15 protein-coding genes are annotated in these 16,402 nt (G+C 70.8%); 8 read left to right on the top strand and 7 right to left on the bottom strand.

Annotated features, from left to right (window positions below; translation table 11 throughout):
* Positions 1-19 precede the first annotated feature (19 nt).
* Entirely contained in the window at positions 20-1,204 is a 1,185-nt protein-coding gene (locus tag ACFQZY_RS12945) for an adenylate/guanylate cyclase domain-containing protein (protein WP_377416378.1), read from the bottom strand.
* Complete coding sequence (locus ACFQZY_RS12950) at positions 1,201-1,572, bottom strand: response regulator transcription factor (protein ID WP_377416380.1); 372 nt, start codon at positions 1,570-1,572, stop codon at positions 1,201-1,203. Before ACFQZY_RS12950 ends, ACFQZY_RS12945 begins: the two co-directional genes overlap by 4 nt.
* A 329-nt stretch (positions 1,573-1,901) precedes the next feature.
* Between ACFQZY_RS12950 and ACFQZY_RS12955 the strand changes: the two genes are divergently transcribed.
* From ACFQZY_RS12955 to ACFQZY_RS12990, 8 genes are all read left to right on the top strand, one after another.
* The gene (locus ACFQZY_RS12955) at positions 1,902-4,637 is read left to right on the top strand and encodes a PAS domain S-box protein (RefSeq protein ID WP_377416382.1); all 2,736 of its coding nucleotides are present in this window, start codon (positions 1,902-1,904) and stop codon (positions 4,635-4,637) included.
* A gap of 132 nt (positions 4,638-4,769) precedes the next feature.
* Positions 4,770-6,728 (top strand): methyl-accepting chemotaxis protein, encoded by a 1,959-nt coding sequence (locus tag ACFQZY_RS12960; protein WP_377416384.1) that lies wholly within the window; start codon positions 4,770-4,772, stop codon positions 6,726-6,728.
* 92 nt (positions 6,729-6,820) lie between these two features.
* Positions 6,821-7,180, top strand: coding sequence for a MarR family transcriptional regulator (locus tag ACFQZY_RS12965; RefSeq protein ID WP_377416386.1), 360 nt, complete (start codon positions 6,821-6,823; stop codon positions 7,178-7,180).
* 4 nt (positions 7,181-7,184) lie between these two features.
* Positions 7,185-7,745 (top strand): hypothetical protein, encoded by a 561-nt coding sequence (locus ACFQZY_RS12970; RefSeq protein WP_377416388.1) that lies wholly within the window; start codon positions 7,185-7,187, stop codon positions 7,743-7,745.
* Positions 7,746-7,896: 151 nt separating this feature from the next.
* Positions 7,897-8,880, top strand: coding sequence for a Bug family tripartite tricarboxylate transporter substrate binding protein (locus ACFQZY_RS12975; protein ID WP_377416390.1), 984 nt, complete (start codon positions 7,897-7,899; stop codon positions 8,878-8,880).
* Position 8,881: 1 nt separating this feature from the next.
* A complete protein-coding gene (locus tag ACFQZY_RS12980; protein ID WP_377416392.1) occupies positions 8,882-9,388 on the top strand; it encodes a MarR family winged helix-turn-helix transcriptional regulator in 507 nt (168 codons plus the stop codon).
* A 32-nt stretch (positions 9,389-9,420) separates the two neighbouring features.
* Complete coding sequence (locus ACFQZY_RS12985) at positions 9,421-11,115, top strand: FAD-dependent monooxygenase (protein WP_377416394.1); 1,695 nt, start codon at positions 9,421-9,423, stop codon at positions 11,113-11,115.
* A gap of 14 nt (positions 11,116-11,129) precedes the next feature.
* The gene (locus ACFQZY_RS12990; RefSeq protein ID WP_377416396.1) at positions 11,130-11,318 is read left to right on the top strand and encodes a DUF2783 domain-containing protein; all 189 of its coding nucleotides are present in this window, start codon (positions 11,130-11,132) and stop codon (positions 11,316-11,318) included.
* A gap of 48 nt (positions 11,319-11,366) precedes the next feature.
* On the opposite strand, the gene ACFQZY_RS12995 is transcribed toward ACFQZY_RS12990, so the two are convergent.
* Genes ACFQZY_RS12995 through ACFQZY_RS13015 form a run of 5 tightly spaced genes read right to left on the bottom strand, consistent with a single transcriptional unit; the run spans position 11,367 to position 16,398 of the window.
* The gene (locus ACFQZY_RS12995) at positions 11,367-12,296 is read right to left on the bottom strand and encodes an SMP-30/gluconolactonase/LRE family protein (RefSeq protein WP_377416398.1); all 930 of its coding nucleotides are present in this window, start codon (positions 12,294-12,296) and stop codon (positions 11,367-11,369) included.
* Between the two features lie 8 nt (positions 12,297-12,304).
* On the bottom strand, positions 12,305-13,291 hold the full coding sequence (locus ACFQZY_RS13000) for a Bug family tripartite tricarboxylate transporter substrate binding protein (RefSeq protein ID WP_377416400.1): 987 nt from the start codon (positions 13,289-13,291) through the stop codon (positions 12,305-12,307).
* A gap of 21 nt (positions 13,292-13,312) precedes the next feature.
* Positions 13,313-14,305, bottom strand: coding sequence for a Bug family tripartite tricarboxylate transporter substrate binding protein (locus ACFQZY_RS13005; protein WP_377416402.1), 993 nt, complete (start codon positions 14,303-14,305; stop codon positions 13,313-13,315).
* 19 nt (positions 14,306-14,324) lie between these two features.
* Positions 14,325-15,317: a tripartite tricarboxylate transporter substrate binding protein gene (locus ACFQZY_RS13010; protein ID WP_377416404.1), complete on the bottom strand. Its 993-nt coding sequence runs from the start codon at positions 15,315-15,317 to the stop codon at positions 14,325-14,327.
* Between the two features lie 13 nt (positions 15,318-15,330).
* The gene (locus tag ACFQZY_RS13015) at positions 15,331-16,398 is read right to left on the bottom strand and encodes a cyclase family protein (RefSeq protein ID WP_377416406.1); all 1,068 of its coding nucleotides are present in this window, start codon (positions 16,396-16,398) and stop codon (positions 15,331-15,333) included.
* Between the last annotated feature and the right edge of the window lie 4 nt (positions 16,399-16,402).

Raw genomic sequence — 16,402 nt, forward strand, 5'->3', positions numbered from 1 at the left:
TGCCCTTGTTCCCGGGGCGTCAGCCCTTGAGGCCTTCAACGAAATAGGTCTCGACCTGCCCGAGGCTCTTGACCTCCATGAAGCCGCGCGGCTCGAGCACGAACCGGCCGGCCAGCAGGGCGGCGGTGGCGGAGGACACATGGACCTTGCCGGCCTCGCCGGAGGACTCCATGCGGCTGGCCACGTTCACGGTGTCGCCCCACAGGTCGTAGGTGAACTTGCGGATGCCGATCACGCCGGCCACCAGCGGGCCGCTGTGGATGCCGATGCGCATGTTCACGCGGCCGCCGGTGCGCTCGTGCATGTCGCGCAGGGCCTGCTGCATGTCCATCGCGGCCAGCGTCACCGCCACCGCGTGGTCGGCCCGCGGCTCGGGCACGCCGCCGGCGAGCATGTAGCAGTCGCCGATGGTCTTGATCTTCTCCAGCCCGTGCTTCTCGGTGATCAGGTCGAAGCGGGAGAACAGGTCGCCGAGCAGCTCGACCAGCTGGCTCGCGCTCATGGTGCGCGACATCTTGGTGAAGCCCGCCATGTCGGCGAACAGCACCGAGACCTCGGGGCAGGCGTCAGCGATGCGCTCCTCGCCGGCCTTCAGGCGCTTGGCGATGCTGCCGGGCAAGATGTTCAGCAGCAGCTGCTCGGTCTTCTTCTGCTCCTGGCCCAGCGCCTCGTGCTGGCGCCTGAGCTGGCGCATGCGCAGGATGTCCTGGTCACGCAGCTGCTTCTTTTCCACCGAGGTCGTCACGCGGGCGCGCAGCAGCACGGGGTTGAACGGCTTGGGCAGGTAGTCCTCGGCGCCCAGCTCGATGCAGCGCACCGCGTCGTCGATGCCGGTGCCGCCGGAGATCACGATGACCGGGGGCCAGGGGTGGTGGGGCGAGTCGCGCAGGACCTGCAGCACCTCGATGCCGTTCATCTCGGGCATCTCCATGTCCAGGAGCATCAGGTCGAAGCGGTCGCGCACCAGCATCTCGATGGCCTCGCGGCCATGGTTCGCCTCGGTGATGTCGGTCACGCCGATCGACTCCAGCGAGCGGCGCAGGCCCATGCGGATCAGGCGGCTGTCGTCCACCAGCAGCACGCGCGCGTGCCCGAGGCCGCGGGCCGGCGCGGGCGCGTCCTCGGTGGCGGCGGCCGCCACCGAGAGGTTGGCGAGGTCCAGGGTGTCCATCGGCGTGGACGGGGGCTGGGTGCGGATGCTCAAGCCGGCAGGAGCTGCGAGACCTTCTCGAGCAGCTGCTTGGCGTTGAACGGCTTGGTCAGGCTCGCATTGGCGCCCGACAGCAGGGCCGAGTCCAGCCCGAAGCGGGCGCTGACCACGCGGCTGCCGCCGGAGATGGTCAGGATCGGCACATCGGGAAACAGCTCGCGCAGCTTGGTCACGAAGTCCACGCCGTCCATGTTGGGCATGACCACGTCGGTGATGACCAGGTCCACGTTGTTGACGGCGAATTTCTCGAGCGCCTGCTGGCCGTCGCCAGCCTCGATCACGGTGTGGTCAGACATCTCGAGGATCTCCCGCACGCCTTCGCGCAGGAGGTCCTCGTCATCGACCAGCAGAATGGTTGCCATGGGTGTTGGGTTCCGTGGAGCGGGGCGCGGCGTCCTCGCGACGAGGGCGTGCGTCAAGCCGCAAAAAAGGTCTGTCTGATCATAAGCGATCGATCTGTTTGCGCGTATCGGTCAAACTCGTGGACTTGTAACTTTGCAAGTTCATGAATACCGCTCCCGTACCGCGTGCCGATTCGCCCATGAAATGGCTGTTTTCATTGGGGATGGCAATGATTGCCACCCTCGTGGCTGTCTCCTTCATCGCCTATTTAAGTGTTGAAAAACTCGGCAATCTGCAGGGGCTGCTAATTCAAAGTGGCTCAGGTTCATTTGCTGATATTCAAAAAGCATTGGATTCGGGGGTTCGCCAGGCGCAGTGGCTGGTGCTGGCCACCGGCCTGCTGGGCGCGGTCGGGCTGGCGCTGGCGCTGCGCCAGGCGCTGCGGCCGGCGCCCCCGGCCGAACGCAGCGCCGCCAGCCAGGCCCAGGCCCTGCGCCAGCACTGGCGCGACGACGGCCTGGCCCTGATCCACGAGACGGTGCTGCACGAGCTGACCCCGCGCGAGCTGGCCCGCCAGCTGTGCAACAAGCTGGCCGACCATGTGCAGGTGCCGGCCTGCGCGCTGTACGAGTACGCCTTCGTCCTGCGTGACGACTCCATGATCCAGCACCTCGCACTCAAGCGCCTGGGCGGGCGCAATGGCGAGGGCATGCGCTTTCCCGAGCTGCTGCATGTCGCCGGACCGGTGCTGCACCCGCTGCTGAAGGCGGGCCGGCTCCTGCGCAACGCCGACATCCCCGCCGAGGGCCTGCGCGAGCTGGAGGGTCTGGCGCCCGGGAGCGGCGCGGTCGCCCACCATTACCTGGTCGTGCCCTTCGAGTTCGAGGGCGAGGTGCGCGGCGTCATGGTGTTCCGCGCCTTCACCCCGGTGGCGGCGCAGGTCGACGACCTGATGATCCCCGGCGCCGCCGCCATCGGCGTGGCGCTGGAGTCGGCGCAAAGCCGCGACAACCTCTTCGCTTCCCTGCTGGACTCCCAGCACCTGGCCAACCAGCTGCAGGAGAACCAGGTCCAGCTGCAGCACAGCCAGGCCTCGCTGGAGGAGAAGATCCAGCACGTCAACGGCATCTTCGACTCGATGCAGAGCGGCCTGATCGTGGTCGACAGCCACGCCCGCATCCAGGACTGCAACCCGGCGCTGCTGGCCCTCACCGGCCGCACCCGCGAGGCGCTGATCGGCCGGCCCTGCGGCGATCTGTTCGAGAACGACGCGCTCACGCTCGAGGCCTTCATGCAGGACCTGGGCGCGCGCCTGGAGATGCTGGTCGAGACCTCGCCCCATGAGGCGGAGGCCCTGTTCCAGACCGTGCCCCTGGCCTGCCTGCGCCTGGACGAGCGGATGCGCGTGACCCGCGCCAACCCGCGCGCCGTCTCCTTGCTCGGCTACATGAAGGAGGAGTTGCGCCAGCGCACCTTCCCGGACCTGGCCGCCGACGACGAGGCGCGGGCCCGACTGCGCCGCCTCCTGGACGCCGACGCCGGCCCGGTGGGCATGGCCGCGGCCTGCCACCTGAGGCACAAGGACGGCGAGGCGCTGGCGTTCGAGGTCGGCCGGGTCTGGCACCGGCTGCGCGGCGCGCCGGGCAGCCTGGTCTTCCTGCGCTCGGATCGCGACCTGCCCTGGACGGTGTTCTGCCCCACGCTGCTGCACCGCCTCAGCCGCGAGGAGGACGACGCCCTCATCGCCCGCCTGATCCACCGCGAGCGCGAGAGCCTGCCGGTGCGGGTGACGGCCTCGTTCAACCCCGGCCATGCGGACATGCCCGAGCAGACCGTCATCAACCTCAACGACGTGTCCTCCCTGATCCACAAGAACGCCCAGATCCAGGCGCAGAACAGCCTGCTGGAGCGCACCATGGAGGCGATGCAGGACGGCGTGCTGCAGATCGACCGCGAGGGCATGGTGGTCTCGGCCAACCCCAAGTCGATGGAGCTGCTCGGCGCGTCGCGCGCCCAGGTGGTGGGCCGCGCGCTGCGCGACCTCCTGGCCCCGGCCGGGGACGACGCCTTGCTGCTGGACGGGCTGCCGGCCCACCACCAGGGGCTGATGCGCCAGCTGCTGTCGCTGGACGCGTCGCGCCTGGACCTGCAGGGCCTGGGCCTGGCCGCCGAGGAGCTCCAGGCGCAGGCCATGGCGGCCTCGCAGAACGTGGAGTGGTCGCTGGCCCGCCCCGGCGGCGATGCCATCCCGGTGGTGCTCACCGCCGCGCCGCTGCGCGATTCCGAGGGGCTGGTCACCGGCGCGGTGATCACCATCAAGGACATGCGCGAGATCAAGGAGAAGGAGAGCGAGAACCTGGAGATGGTCAAGAAGGTCGAGCAGTCCCAGCGGCTGGACGCGCTGGGCCAGCTGGCCGCCGGCGTCGCGCACGACTTCAACAACCTGCTGGGGGTGATCCAGAACCATGCCGAGCTGGTCGAGATGAAGCTGGGCCCCGACTCGAAGGCGGCGCGCAACCTCAGCGCCATCCTGCAGGCCACCACCCGGGCGCGCGACATCGTGATCAAGCTCAACGGGCTGGGCCGGGTGCAGCCGCAGGCCGAGGTGGAAGAGCACCACCCGGTGGGCAGCTTCGAGCTGGCGCCGCTGCTGGAGGAGACCAAGTCGCTGCTGCAGGCCAGCCTCAAGGGCATCGACATCGTGCTGGACCCGGACACCCTGGGCGCCGCCGCCGTCCCGCTCAAGGGCGACAGCGGCAGCCTGCAGCAGGTGCTGGTGAACCTGTGCGTGAACGCCAGCCACGCCATCGGCGAGCGCCGCAACGGGCGCATCGTGATCGGCGCGCGCCGTCCCGCGCCCGGGCAGGTCCAGGTCGACGTGGTGGACAACGGCAGCGGCATCCCGCCCGAGGTCCTGCCCCGCATCTTCGAGCCCTTCTTCACTACCAAGGAAGTTGGCAAGGGAACGGGCCTGGGCCTGGCCATGGTGCGCAGCATCGTGACCAAGATGGGTGGTTCGATCGACTGCCGTTCCACCCTGGGCGAGGGCTCCACCTTCTCTGTCACGCTGCCGCATGCCGGATGAAGGGGCGAGCCGGCGCTTATCATCGGCCGGGCATGGCACCGCCCTGGTGCGGTGCCATGAGAATCTTGGTTTTAGTTTGACTTGTTTCGGGTTTCGTGCGGCCGTTGCCGCGCTCGCCCGCAGGAGCCGTCCGTGATCCGTCTCGACAGCCTGCGCCACCTGCGCGTGCGCACCCGCCTGATGGCCCTGGTGGCCTTCCTCAGCCTGATTGCCGTCGTGATCGGCGTGAACGGGGCCCGCTCCATGGGCGCGGCCGTCGACGGCTTCCGCAGCGTGTACGAGCTGCGCATCGTGCCGATCCGCGACCTCAAGGTCATCGCCGACATGTACGCCGTCAACATCGTCGACGCCACGCACAAGGTCCGCAACGGCAACTTCTCCTGGGACGAGGGCCGCAAGAGCGTGGCCGACGCGGAAAGGCAGATCGGGGAGAAGTGGGCGGCGTTCCTCAGCCACGACCTGGTCGAGGCCGAGCGCCAGCTGGTCGCCGAGATCGAGCCGATGCTCAAGGTCGCCCAGGGCGAGCTCGACGTGCTCAAGGTGCTGCTGGTCAAGGAGGACCGCGAAGGCCTGGCCCGTTTCTCCATCGAGCGCCTGTACCCGGCGATCGACCCGATCAGCTCCAAGTTCTCCGACCTGATCGAGCGCGAGCTGAAGCTGGCCGACGACGAGTTCCACCTCGCCGAGCGGGCCTACCGGGCCAACATCCTCCTGATCGCCGCGCTGGTGGCCGGCGGCCTGATCGCGGGCCTGCTGATCGCGTTCTGGGTGCTGCGCTCCATCACCCGGCCGCTGGAGGGCGTGCGCAACGTCGCGATGGCGGTCGCCGCCACCTCGGACTACTCGCGCCGCGTGGCCGTGGCCAGCGACGACGAGGTGGGCCAGACCGCCCGCGCCTTCAACCAGATGCTGCAGACGCAGCAGGAGGCCATCACCGCGGTCAACCGCACGGTCCAGGCGCTGGCGGCGGGCGACCTGCGCCAGCGCGTGTCCGGCCACCTGCAGGGAGACCTGGGGGCGATGAAGGACGCGGTCAACGCCTCGGCCGACCAGATCGAGCGCACCTTCGCCGAGGTGCTCAAGGTCACCCAGGCGCTGCGCGCCGGCCGCTTCGACGCCGCCGCCGGCGCGCAGCTGCAGGGCGCCTTCGGCGAGGTGGTGCGCGACGCGCTGGACGCGATGGCCGCGCTGCAGTCCATGATCGGCGACATCGGCCGGGTCATGCAGAAGGTGGCCCGGGGCGACCTGTCGCTCCAGGTGCAGGCCCAGGGCCAGGGCGAGCTGGAGACCCTCAAGCGCGACATCAACGACTCCCTGCAGGCGCTGGGCCAGGCGCTGCGCGCCATCCACGCCAACACCCGCCAGGTGGCCGCCGCGTCCGGCCAGGCCAGCCAGGCCATCGGCCAGATCTCGGACGGCGCGCAGAGCCAGACCCATGCCATCGGCCAGGTCGCGGTGGCGGTGCGCCAGTCGGCCGCCTCGGTGGCCGACGTCTCGCGCAACACCTCGCTGGCCAGCGAGAAGTCGCGGGAGTCCATCGCCACCATGCGCGGCGGCATGGCCCGCATGGAGGAACTGGTGCAGGCGGTGAACAACCTCGCCGCCAACTCGGAAAAGATCAACAAGATCACTGAAGTCATCGAGAAGATCGCCAACAAGACCAACCTGCTGTCGCTGAACGCCGCGATCGAGGCGGCCCGCGCGGGCGAGCACGGCAAGGGCTTCTCGGTGGTGGCCGACGAGGTCGGCAAGCTGGCCCAGAGCAGTGCCGAGAGCTCGCAGGAGATCGCCAAGCTCGTGGGCGAGGCGGTGCAGGAGATCGGCCGGGCCGTGGTGACGGTGCGTAATGTCAGCAACGACATGGCCAGCATCGAGCGGGGTTCCGCCGAGACCGACACGATGCTCCAGCGCATCTCCGCCGCCCTCGAGGAGCAGAGCACCGCGGTCGAGGAAATCAACGCCAACCTGGGCAGCCTGGACCGCATCGCGCGCAGCAACGCCGCCGCTTCGGAGCAGATCACGGCGACGGTGGTCGAGCTGTCGAGGCTGGCGGACACGACCCGCCAGGAAGTGGAGAAATTTCGCGCCTGAGCACCGCCTGCATCCCTGTCGCCGACCCGGGTACTCCCGGGTACCCGCGGCCCCCTCGCCGCAGTACCATCGGGGGGTTCTAGAACCATTCCATGGCCAGCAAGAAAGCCCTCCCCCTCTCGTACGTCAAGTTCCTCAACCTGGTGGCTGCCGCGCGGCAGCTGCCCGGTCTGCCGGAGATTGACGCGGTCGAAGACCAGATCCTGGGCTTTCTGGCGCGCAGCTGGTATGCCGGCCAGCGCGTCACCGTGCTGGAGGCCATGAACAGCCTGCCGGACATCTCCCCCTCCACCGTGCAGCGCCGGCTGAAGACGCTGCGCGCCAAGGGCATGCTGCAGATGCAGGCGGACGAGTACGACAGCCGCTTCAAGTACATCGAGTCCACCGACCTGGCCACCCGCTACTTCGCGGCCCTCGGCCAGTGCATCCACAAGGCCCAGGCGGCGCGCTGAGCGGATGCGCCTCGCCTCGGCAGCTGACCTTCCGTTCCTCCTCGTCGGCATCGCTTCCGCGGGCCTGGCCTACGCCGGGCTCTACCACCTGAACGCCTGGCTCTTCGACCACTCGGAGTTCACCCGCCACATCAACTGGATCTTCCTGCCTGCGGCCGTGCGCATGGTCGCCGTGCTGGTGTTCGGCTGGGCCGGCGTGGCGGGCCTGTTCATCGGCTCGATCTCGGTGATTCCCGAGATCGTGCAGTCCGACTTCCTTCACGCGGCCACGCTGGCGACCCTGTCGTCCGTGCCGGCCCTGCTGGCCGCGCGGGCGGTGCAGCGCCTGCTGGACGTGCCGGCCAGCCTGGCCGGCGTCACCGGCAAGCAGCTGCTGTGCTTCGGCGTCGCCGGCGGCCTCGCCAACAGCGTGGCGCACACGCTCTACTTCGCCTGGCGCGCCGGCAGCCTGGAGCCGCTGCAGGGCTTCACGCCCATGCTGGTCGGCGACACCGTGGGCACGCTGCTGATGCTCTATGCCGGCGCGATCCTGTTGCGAGGCGTGCGGGTGCCGCCGGCCGCCTGAGCGCAGCACCCGGCGGATGGTTGCGGGCGCAACCATCCGTGCAAACACCTAGTTGCGCGCGCAACTAATCGTGCCCACAATGCGGACCTTCCGAAACGGGGGTGCGCTTTTCTTCCTTGTGCGCAGACCCCGTCCCCGACCTCCAGGAGACATGCCCGTGCACACCCTCGCCCGACGCGCCGCCCGCGTCCTGGCCGCCGCCTGCGCCCTCGGCGCGGCCGCCGCCGCCCTCGCCCAGCCCTATCCGAGCCGCCCGATCGAGTGGGTCGTGCCCTATCCCGCCGGCGGCGGCACCGACCTGGTGGCCCGCACCCTGGGGCAGGTGATGTCCGAGCGGCTCGGGCAGCCGGTGGTGATCAACAACAAGCCCGGCGCCGCGACCATGATCGGTGCCGAGTACGTGGCCCGCGCCAGGCCGGACGGCTACGTGCTCATGTCCGCCGACACCGCCACCCTGGCGGCCAACCCCTTCCTCTACAACCGCATCACCTACAACGCCGAGAAGGACTTCGCGCCGGTGGGCCTGACGGTGCGCTTTCCGATGATCCTCGTGGTCCACCCGGAGGTGCCGGCCCAGGACCTCAAGTCCTTCACCGCCTGGCTCAGGGCCCGCGATGGCGCCAACTACGCCACCCCCGGCGCCGGCAGCCCGCACCACCTGGCCACCGAGCTGCTGCGCGGCGAGCTGAAGGCGAAGATGACCCACGTGCCCTATCGCGGCGCCGCGCCCGCGGTGCAGGACGTGGTGGCCGGCCAGGTGCCGTTCATGTTCGTCGACACCGCCAGCGGGCAGCAGTTCATCAGCACCGGCAAGCTGCGCCCCATCGGCATCGCCAGCCCGAAGCGGGTGAAGAACTTCGAGTCGATTCCGACGCTGTCTGAGCAGGGCCTCAAGGGCTTCGAGGCCTACGCTTGGCAGGGCCTGGTGATGCCCGCCGGCACGCCGCCCGAGGTCGTCGCCAAGGTCAACGATGCGCTGCTCAAGGCGCTCGACGCCACCGCCGTGAAGGCCCGCCTGCAGGTGCTCGGCCTGGAGGCCACGCCGAGCGACCCGGCCCGGATGGCCGAGTTCGCGGCGAAGGAGCGCGCCAAGTGGGGCGCCGTGATCCGCGCCGCCGGCATCAAGGTGGACTGACATGGCCCCCCGCGACACCGCCCGCGACGCCGCCCGGGAAGCGGCCCGCGAGGCCGCCGCCGACTCGCTGGCGCGCAAGCTCACCTACCGCATGCACCTGCTGCACAAGCTCACCGACCAGGAGAGCCAGCGCCGCTACCTCGAGGAGGCCGGCCTGTCCCTGAGCGACGGCCGCTGCCTGAGCACCATCGGCGCCTTCGAGCCGATCTCGGTGAATGCCCTGGCGCAGATGGCCAACCTGAACAAGGCCCAGGCCAGCCGCGCCGCCCAGGCCCTGGTGGACCAGGGCCTGGTGGACAAGGCCGGCTCGGCCAGCGACGGCCGCGGCGTGCAGCTCACGCTCACTGCCCGCGGCCGCAAGGCCTGGACACGCGTCATGGAGCTGATCGACCGCCGCAACGAGGAGATCTTCGGCTGCCTCAGCGCGCAGGAGCGCCAGGTGCTCAGCGACCTGTTCGACCGCCTGATCGACAACGCGCGCGGCGCCGCGGCCGACCCCGAGGCCTGATCCCACCCCTCTCCCGCCCCCACCGATACGACATGCATCAACCCACCACCACCCCCCGCGCGTCGATCTACTACGACTACCAGGTCCACCGGCCCTGGCTCGCCTCGGCGCACCCGGCGCAGGCGCGCCAGAAGGTCGTCATCGCCGGCTCCGGCCCGGCCGGCCTGATCGCCGCGCTCAAGCTGGCGCAGCTGGGCGTGCCCAGCGTGGTCCTGACCTCCGAGCTGCAGGTCTCGCAGGGCAGCCGCGCCATCGTCTTCACCCGCCGCAGCATGGAGATCCTGCAGGATGTCGGCGTGGCCGACCGCCTGACCCAGGCCGGCCTGCCCTGGCGCTTCGGCAACTCCTACTTCCGCGGCCAGCGCGTGTTCCGCATGGAGGCGCCGCACGACGAGGACGACCGCTTCTTCCCGATGATCAACCTGCAGCAGCAGTACCTCGAGGAGTACCTCCTGGATGCCTGCGCGGCCCAGCCCCTGGTCGACCTGCGCTGGGGCAACAAGGTCGAGAAGATCGAGCAGCACGCCACCCACGCGGTGGTCACCGTCGACACGCCCGAAGGCCCCTACACGCTGGAGTCCGAGTGGGTGGTGGCCGCCGACGGCGGCCGCTCCGGCATCCGCGCCGCCATGGGCCTGCAGATGGAGGGCGCCTCCTACGAGGGCTACTTCGTCATCGCCGACATCCGCTGCGACCTGCCCCTGCCCACCGAGCGCCTGGCCTTCTTCGACCCCGAGTGGAACCCCGGCAACACGGTGCTGGTGCACCGCGAGCCGCAGGGCATCTGGCGGGTCGACTACCAGCTGCCCCCCGGGGAGACGCCGGAGGATGCGCTCCGGCCCGAGTCCCTCAAGGAGCGCATCGACGCCACGCTGGCCATGGTGGGCCATGCCGGCATCGCCTGGGAGATGGACTGGTGCTCGGTCTACTCCGCCCGCACGCTGACGCTGCCCGACTACGTGCAGGGCCGCGTGCTGTTCACCGGTGACGCCGCCCACCTGCTGCCGATCTTCGGCGTGCGCGGCGCCAACACCGGCTTCCAGGACTCGCAGTCGCTGGCCTGGCACCTGGCCCTGGTGGTGCAGGGACACGCCAGCGAGAAGCTGCTCGCCAACTTCAGCGCCGAGCGCGTGAACGCCGCGCGCGAGATCATCGACGAGTCCGGCAAGAGCACCCGCTTCATGGCGCCGCCCACCCGCGGCTTCAAGCTGCTGCGCGACGCGGTGCTCTCGCTCTCGCTGTCGCAGGACTTCGTGCGCCCGCTGTACCACTGGCGCACCTCCCGCCCCCACGAGTACACCCGCTCGGCGCTCAACGCCGCGGGCGACGACAACCTCCTGTTCCGCGCCGGCCCGGCGCATGGCGCGCCGCCGCAGAACGTGCGACTGGGCGCGGACGACTACCTGCTCGATCATGTGTCCGGCGGCGGCTTCACCCTGCTGTACGTGGCCGGCGCGGGCGGCATCCCCGCGCCGCTGCGCGACGTGGCCGACACCGTGCGCGCCCGCGGGGTGCCGCTGAAGCTCATCGCGGTCGGCGCTGCCGGCCCGGTGGAAGGCGCCGACCTGGCGCTGCCCGATGCCGACGGCCGCCTGCGCCGCCGCTACGGCATGGAGGCCGCCGGCGCGGCCTACCTGCTGCGACCCGACCAGCATGTGTGCGCGCGCTGGATCACCCTCGACGCCACCCGCCTGCGCGCCGCGCTGGACACGGCGCTGCCCCAGTGAGAGGAGCCCTCCGAATGAACGACCGCGCATTGCCCATCGCCGGCCTGGAACAGGTCTACGACCGCCTGGCCGCCGCCATCGACCAGGCCGGCCCCGAGAAATCGGAGCTGTTCCTCGTCAAGCTGGCCCTCCTGAACGCCAACGCCCTGGCCGACGCCGCGCGGTTCGACGCGCAGGTGCAGGCGGCCCTGAAGGACCTGTGACGAGCGCCCCGGCCCGCGATGGGCCGGGAGAGCCCGCGGGCCAGGGCCTCAGGCCCCTGCGGCCCCGGTGTGCAGCCGGGTGCCCGCCACCGGCATCTCGGCACGCAGGATAGTGCCGTGGGTGGAGTCGGTGCAGTACAGGGTGCGCCGGCCCTCGCCGCCGAAGGCGAGGTTGGTCACCGAGGTGCCGGGCGTGCCGGTGAGGACCTCCTCGGGCTCGGCCCGGTGCCCCAGCACCCACACATAGGCCAGGCCCGGGTTGGCCACCAGCAGGCGGCCGCCTTCGTCCATCGCCAGGCCGTCCGGCCCGCTGGGGCCGTACGAGGTGAAGAACTGCCCCGCCTTCGAGACGCTGCCGTCGGCCAGCAGCGGCATGCGCCACACGCAGTTGCCCCGCGTGGCCGCGACGAACAGGAAGCGCTCGTCATTCGACAGCACGATGCCGTTCGGGCTGGGCACATTCGACAGCAGCAGGTCCAGCCGGCCATCCCGCCCGAGGCGGTAGACGCGCCCGGTGGGGTCGTGCAGGCCGGTCTGGCCCTGGTCGGTGAAGTACAGGTTGCCGCGCGAGTCGAACACCAGGTCGTTGACGCCCTTGAAGCGCTCGCTGTTGCGCCGCTCCAGGTAGGGCCGCACCTGGCCGCTGGCGATGTCCAGGGCGACCAGGCCGTTCTTGTAGTCGGTGACCAGCAGTTCGCCCGCGCTGAGGACCTTCAGGCCGTTGGGCTCGCCGTCCCACTGGGCCACCAGGTCCCACTCGCCCTTGGGGTCGATGCGGAACACGCGGCCGAAGGGGATGTCGGTGACGTAGAGGTTGCCCGCGTCGTCGAATACCGGGCCCTCGAGGAAGGAGTCGGCGAGTCGGCCGCCCTGGTTCACGTCGGCCCAGAGGCTGCGGACACCGGTGCGGCGGTAGTGGGCCGGCATGGAGGTGAACACCTCCAGCGGTCGGACCACGGGCTGCTTGAGGAGGAACATCGCGGCGATTACTGGCGTTCGAAGGCGGTGTTCGCGGCGACCTTGCCCCAGGTGTCGGTGCTGTCCTTCAGCAGGCGGCTGAAGGCCTCGCCGCCGACCTGGCGCGGGTCCGCGCCCATGCCCTCGGCGAAGGCCTTCATGTCGGGCGTGGCCATGGCGGTGGCGATCTCCTTCTGCAGGCGGGCCAGCACCGGGGCCGGCGTGCCCTTGGGCGCCCACAGGCCGGTCCAGTTCACCACGCCGGGCCAGGCCACGCCGGCCTCGGCGAAGGTGGGCACGTCGGGCAGCGAGGCCACGCGCTTGTCGCCGCTCACGGCCAGCAGGCGCATCTTGCCGCCCTTGACGTTGGACATCACGCCGGTGGTGGAGGCGATCTGCATGTCGATGGTGTTGGCCAGCACCGCCTGCGTGGCCTCGGCCGCGCCCTTGAACGGCACGTGCATCAGGTTGGCGCCGGCGGCGATGCCCAGGGCTTCGCTGGCGAAGTGCGGCGTGGTGCCCGCGCCGCCGGAGCCGTAGGTGACCTTGTTCGGCTGCGACTTGGCCTCGGCCACCAGCTCGCGCAGGGTCTTGAAGCGCGAGTTCGCGTTGACGGCCAGGGCCATCGGGGTGAAGGCATAGGCGCTCACCGGCACCAGGTCGGTGGCGTGATCGAAGGGCAGCTTCTTGAAGATGTGCGGCAGCAGCGAGAAGGTGGTGTCGTTCGCCATCAGCGTGTAGCCGTCGGCCTCGGACTTGGCGACCTGCAGCGCGCCGATGGTGCCGGTGGCGCCGGCGCGGTTCTCGACGAAGAAGCTCTGGCCGGTCTGCTCGGTGAGCTTCTGGGCCATCTTGCGGGTGACCACGTCCACCGCGCCGCCGGGGGCGTAGGGCACGACGATCTTCACCGGCTTGGACGGCCAGGTGTCGGCGAAGGCGGCGGGGGCCAGCGCGCCCAGGCAGGCGGCGGCGAGGACGGCGAGGCCGTGGCGGCGGGTCAGGAATCGTGCGTTCATGGTGTCTCCAGGAAATGCGGCTTATTCAGCCTTGAGGTTCAGGTCGTTGGCAAGCTGGGTGTAGCCCTTGGCGTCGCGCGCCAGCTGCGCGCCGAAGGGGGCGCCGCAGGCGTTCTGCGGCTCCAGGCCCAGGCTGTTGAACTTGGCGGCGGTGGCGGGCAGCTGCGCGAATTCGGTCGCCACCTTCTCCAGCGCCTGCAGCACCGGCGCCGGCGTGTTGGCGGGGGCCAGCAGGCCGTACCAGGCGTCGGCCGAATAGCCCTTGACGCCGGCCTCGGCGAAGGTGGGCACGTTCGGCAGCAGGGGCGAGCGGCGCGGCGCGGCCACGGCCAGCGCGGTGAGCTTGCCGCCCTGCACCTGCGGCAGCACCGAGCCCAGGGTGGCGAAGGAGCTGTCCAACTGGCCGCCCATGACATCGGTCACCACCTGGGCCGCGCCCTTGTAGGGGATGTGGTTCATCGACAGCCCCACCATGCGCAGGAACTGCTCGCTGGCGAAGTGGCCCGAGCTGCCGGTGCCGGGCGTGCCGTAGGTGCGCTTGCCCGGCTGCTCCTTCACCAGCTGCATGAAGCCCGCGAGGTTCTTGGCCGGCATCGAGGGGCCGGTCACCAGCACCGTGGGGCTCACCGCCAGCGTGCACACCGGCGCGAACGAGCGCACCGCATCGAACTTCACCCGCGCGCTGTACAGGGCGGGGATCATGGTGTGGTTGGTCGCCGCCACCAGCAGGGTGTAGCCGTCGGCGGGCGCGGAAGCCACCGATTCGGCCGCCAGGATGGTGTTGGCGCCGGGCTTGTTCTCCACCACGAAGGGCTGGCCCAGTGCCTTGGCCGCATGCTCGGCGAAGGCGCGGGCCACCACGTCGGTGGGGCCGCCGGCGGAGAAGCCGACAACGAGGCGGATCGGCTTGGACGGCCAGGCCGGGGCGCTGGCCTGGGCGCTGGCGGCGCCGGTGGCGGCCGCGGCGGCGGCGGCGAGCAGGAGGCGGGCGGCGTTCATTACCTGGGTGTTCATCGGGGTCTCCGGTCCGGGATCAATCCAGCTGGATACCGGCGGTCTTGATGACGCGGCTCCAGCGCTTGCCCTCGCCATCGAGGAAGCGGGTGAATTCGGCGGCGGTGCTGCCGGCGCCCTGCACGCCCATCTCGGCCCAGCGCCGCGACAGGGCGGGCGCAGGCACCAGGGCGCGTGCCTCGGACTCCAGCCGGGCCAGCACCGCGGGCGGCGTGCCGGCCGGGGCGAACAGGCCGTTCCACTCCGCCACATCGACTTCGGCGAAGCCCTGCTCCGCGAGCGTGGGCACCTGCGGGAAGGCCTCGGCCCGGCGCGCGGCGGTGACGCCCAGGGCGCGCAGCTTGCCGGCGCGCACGAAGGGGCCGCTGGCGGAAGTGGCGCTGAACATCAGGTCCACCTGGCCCGCGATCAGGTCGGTGAGCGCGGGCGCGCCGCCCCGGTACGGGATGTGGGTGATGGAGACCTTGGCCGACTGCTTGAACAGCTCGCCCGCGAGGTGCTGCGCGCCGCCGTTGCCGGCGGAGGCATACGACAGCTTGCCCGGCTTGGTGCGGGCGAAGCGGACCAGGTCGGCCACGCTCTGGAACGGCGAGTTGGCGGGCACCACCAGCAGCAGCGGCGCGCGCGTGAGCAGCGAGATCGGCGCGAAGTCCGACGGGCCGCCATAGGGCAGCTTGGGCACCAGCAGCGGGTTGACCGCGAAGGCGGTGGCGTCGAGCAGCAGGGTGTAGCCGTCGGCGGGCGCCTTGGCCACGGCGGTGGCGCCGATGGTGCCGCCGCCGCCGGGGCGGTTGTCGACGATCACCTGCTGGCCCAGGCGCTCGGACAGCTGGGTGGCGAAGGCGCGGGCGGTGGCGTCGGCATTGCCGCCGGCGGCATAGGGCACGACCAGGCGTACCGGGCGCGCGGGCCAGGCGTCGTTGTCGGCCGCAAAGCTCGGGAAGGCCGCGGGGATCGCGGCCACCGAGCACAGGCCAGACAGCAGCTGGCGGCGGGAGATTCCTTGGTTCATGTCGTCCTCGAACTCAAACAGTGGCGATGGGGGTGACCGGCGAGCCCGCCGCGCCCGGCAGGCGCAGCGGCGGGGCCGTGAGCAGGAAGCGGCTGCGGCCGGCGCCGCGCAGCCAGGCGGCCAGCGGCGTGAGCCACCACAGCTCGCCCAGGTGGATGCCGTTCTTGAACAGGCAGTGCTCGTGCAGCGGCAGGCGCGGGCGGCGCAGCGGCGTGCCGGCGCCCAGGGCGGGCGGCGACACGAGTTCGACCGCGGGATTGTCGGCCACCAGGCAGGCCAGGCGGGTGTCGGTGATCCAGTTCAGGAGCTTCGCGTCGCCGCCGTCGAGGCCGCTGCCGGTCTCGTGCAGGTGCTTGACGTCGGGCTGGCGCTGCATGGCCAGCAGGGTGTCGGCGAAGCCGGTGTGCACGCACACCATGTCGCCGGCCTCCACCTCGACACGGTCGGCCTCGAGGATGCGCATCAGGCGGTCGTAGCCCACGGCCTCGCGCTTGCGGCCCACATGGTGCTCGAGGTCGATCATCACGCCGCGGCCCTGCGCGCCGTGGGCGGCGAGGTTGGCCACGCCCAGCGGGCCGGCGTCGGGGTCGGGGTAGCGGGCCCAGTCCTCGGTGGCCTGGGGGTCGGTGGCGCCGGCATGCAGGTGCTCGCCGGCGCGGAAGCCGTTGTAGAACACCGCCTCGGCCACGCCGTCGCCGTCGGCGTCGAAGCGGCTGCCGATGTGCGCCAGGCTGTCCCACTGCGTGGAGTACTGGGTGTTCATCAGCATCACCTCGTCGCAGACGACGTCGGTGAGGTTCGGGTCTTCCGAGGCGTAGGACCAGCAGAAGCCCTGCACGCCGGCGCTGGCGCCGTCACGCAGGGTGCCGTACAGGCGCGGCGGCAGGCGCCGCGCGTTGAGGGAGCGCCCGCCCGGCACGTCCAGCGGCAGCGAGAGGCAGAAGGACAGGCCTTCGCGCACCTCCTGCACGCCCTGGCGCACCTTGGCCGGGGTCACCAGGTTCATGCGGCCCAGGCGGTCGTCGGGGCCGAACTCGCCCCAGTGGCTGCCCTCGGGCGCGTGCTTCCAGCGTTGCGGCATGGCG

The sequence above is a fragment of the Ramlibacter sp. GCM10027632 genome, assembly GCF_042675325.1.
Lineage (GTDB): Bacteria > Pseudomonadota > Gammaproteobacteria > Burkholderiales > Burkholderiaceae_C > Ramlibacter.

Excerpts from the sequence above, each read along its gene's own strand:
- ACFQZY_RS12950 (WP_377416380.1), bottom strand. The coding sequence starts at position 1,572 with ATGGCAACCATTCTGCTGGTCGATGACGAGGACCTCCTGCGCGAAGGC.
- ACFQZY_RS12965 (WP_377416386.1), top strand. The coding sequence starts at position 6,821 with ATGGCCAGCAAGAAAGCCCTCCCCCTCTCGTACGTCAAGTTCCTCAAC.
- ACFQZY_RS12970 (WP_377416388.1), top strand. The coding sequence starts at position 7,185 with ATGCGCCTCGCCTCGGCAGCTGACCTTCCGTTCCTCCTCGTCGGCATC.
- ACFQZY_RS12975 (WP_377416390.1), top strand. The coding sequence starts at position 7,897 with ATGCCCGTGCACACCCTCGCCCGACGCGCCGCCCGCGTCCTGGCCGCC.
- ACFQZY_RS12980 (WP_377416392.1), top strand. The coding sequence starts at position 8,882 with ATGGCCCCCCGCGACACCGCCCGCGACGCCGCCCGGGAAGCGGCCCGC.
- ACFQZY_RS12985 (WP_377416394.1), top strand. The coding sequence starts at position 9,421 with ATGCATCAACCCACCACCACCCCCCGCGCGTCGATCTACTACGACTAC.
- ACFQZY_RS12990 (WP_377416396.1), top strand. The coding sequence starts at position 11,130 with ATGAACGACCGCGCATTGCCCATCGCCGGCCTGGAACAGGTCTACGAC.
- ACFQZY_RS12995 (WP_377416398.1), bottom strand. The coding sequence starts at position 12,296 with ATGTTCCTCCTCAAGCAGCCCGTGGTCCGACCGCTGGAGGTGTTCACC.
- ACFQZY_RS13000 (WP_377416400.1), bottom strand. The coding sequence starts at position 13,291 with ATGAACGCACGATTCCTGACCCGCCGCCACGGCCTCGCCGTCCTCGCC.
- ACFQZY_RS13005 (WP_377416402.1), bottom strand. The coding sequence starts at position 14,305 with ATGAACACCCAGGTAATGAACGCCGCCCGCCTCCTGCTCGCCGCCGCC.
- ACFQZY_RS13010 (WP_377416404.1), bottom strand. The coding sequence starts at position 15,317 with ATGAACCAAGGAATCTCCCGCCGCCAGCTGCTGTCTGGCCTGTGCTCG.
- ACFQZY_RS13015 (WP_377416406.1), bottom strand. The coding sequence starts at position 16,398 with ATGCCGCAACGCTGGAAGCACGCGCCCGAGGGCAGCCACTGGGGCGAG.